Genomic DNA, 1,764 nt, shown 5'->3' on the forward strand with positions numbered 1-1,764 from the left:
ATAGTTTCGCCACAATTCACGGGCGTCGTCAGCCTGGACGGATTGGGCGGCGGCGGGGGCTGGGTCACGGTCATGGCACTATCTCCTATCCCGTAATAGGGACGGGGTGGGCGAAGCATCCCCGGTCGTGGGGGGCGCAAAATGGGCACGAAGCTTAATCAGCGCCTTATGGTGCATGGAACGCACGGTTTGCGCTTCGATCTTCAAAAAAGGCCGCCGCATCGGCCACATCCATATCTTGATCGTAGAGCAGGCTGAGAATCAGTTCCTGGCGGGGCGACAGCAGCCCCGGCGGAATCTCGATCTTCTCGGCGGGCATGACAGGGTCGGTGGCAAAAGCCGCCTCCGGCACATCCTCGATGGGAACGCCGGGGAGCTGTTTGGCGCGCAAGCGGTCGCGGGCTATCGAGCGGGCGACGATGGTCAGCCAAGTTGCGGGGGCGGCGCGCGCCGGGTCATAGGCTTTCAGCAAACGGCGCTCGTCGGCCAGCAGCTTGACGAACACATCCTGCACCAGATCGCTCGATTCACCCCGCCCCGGAACGCCGACGCCCGGCACGGTGCGAATGGCCGAGGCGACGACGCGGGTAAAGCGCGCGATGAAGCGGCCCCAGGCTTTTTCTTCCCCGGCCACCAGGGCGGCTTGGTCGAAATCAGCATCCAACTCGGTCTTGCGCAGGCTCACCCGGAAATCCTCTCTGATCTCCTATAGGCGGACAAGCCTGCGCGGTATCCCCGCACCCGTAAAAAAACGCTAATACAGGAAGCGCGCCCGGATCGTCCCGTCAATCGCCTGCAACTCTTGTAGAACGGCGGCTTCATCCACGTCGCCGTCCACATCGATCACGACGAAGCCGACTTCGGGATCGGTTTGCAGATATTGGGCGGTGATATTGAGCTGGCTTTGGGAGAAGATTTCATTCACCCGCCGCATCACCCCCGGCACATTGGCGTGAATATGCAGGAAGCGCCGATTGCCGCCCGCTTTGACCGGCAGCGAGACTTCGACGAAATTGACCGCGCCTACGGTGGAGCCATTGTCCGAATATTTAATCAGCTTCTCGGCGACTTCGAGGCCGATATTGGCCTGGGCTTCCATTGTCGAACCGCCGATATGCGGGGTGAGAATGACATTATCGAGGCCGCGTAAGGGGCTGATGAATTCCTCATCGTTGGTGGCGGGCTCCTTCGGGAAGACGTCGATGGCGGCACCCAACACATGCCCGCTCTTCAGCCCTTCAGCCAAGGCGTCGAGATCAACAACGCTGCCGCGCGACGCATTGATGAGGTAGGAGCCCGGCTTCATCGCCCGTACCTGCGCCGTGCCGAACATATTCTTGGTCTGCGGGGTGGAGGGGACGTGCAGGCTGACGACATCCGATACGCCCAGCAGTTCTTCCAGCGAATTGCAGGGGCGGGCGTTGCCCAGCGCCAGCTTCTTTTCGGTATCGAAGAAACGCACCTGCATGCCCATCGCTTCCGCCAGAACCGAAAGCTGGGAGCCGATATGCCCGTAACCGACGAGGCCGAGGATTTTTCCGCGCAACTCGAAGGAGTTTTTCGCCGATTTATCCCAAAGCCCATCGTGGCAGGCGCGCGATTTTTCCGGAATACGGCGCAGCAGCATAATGATTTCGCCGATCACCAGTTCCGCGACCGAGCGGGTATTGGAATAGGGCGCATTGAACACTGGAATCCCGGCCGTGCGCGCCGCATTCAAAGCCACCTGATTGGTGCCGATGCAGAAACAGCCGATCCCGACGA

2 protein-coding genes are annotated in these 1,764 nt (G+C 60.8%); both read right to left on the bottom strand.

Annotated elements, in window-relative coordinates:
* Positions 1-166: 166 nt before the first annotated feature.
* Complete coding sequence (locus VZ95_RS19070; protein ID WP_045777271.1) at positions 167-685, bottom strand: sigma-70 family RNA polymerase sigma factor; 519 nt, start codon at positions 683-685, stop codon at positions 167-169.
* 69 nt (positions 686-754) lie between these two features.
* Positions 755-1,764: phosphoglycerate dehydrogenase (gene serA, locus VZ95_RS19075; RefSeq protein ID WP_045777272.1), on the bottom strand; the 1,010-nt coding region annotated here is incomplete at its 5' end.

This window comes from Elstera litoralis, from assembly GCF_000963705.1.
Taxonomy (GTDB): Bacteria; Pseudomonadota; Alphaproteobacteria; order Elsterales; family Elsteraceae; genus Elstera; species Elstera litoralis.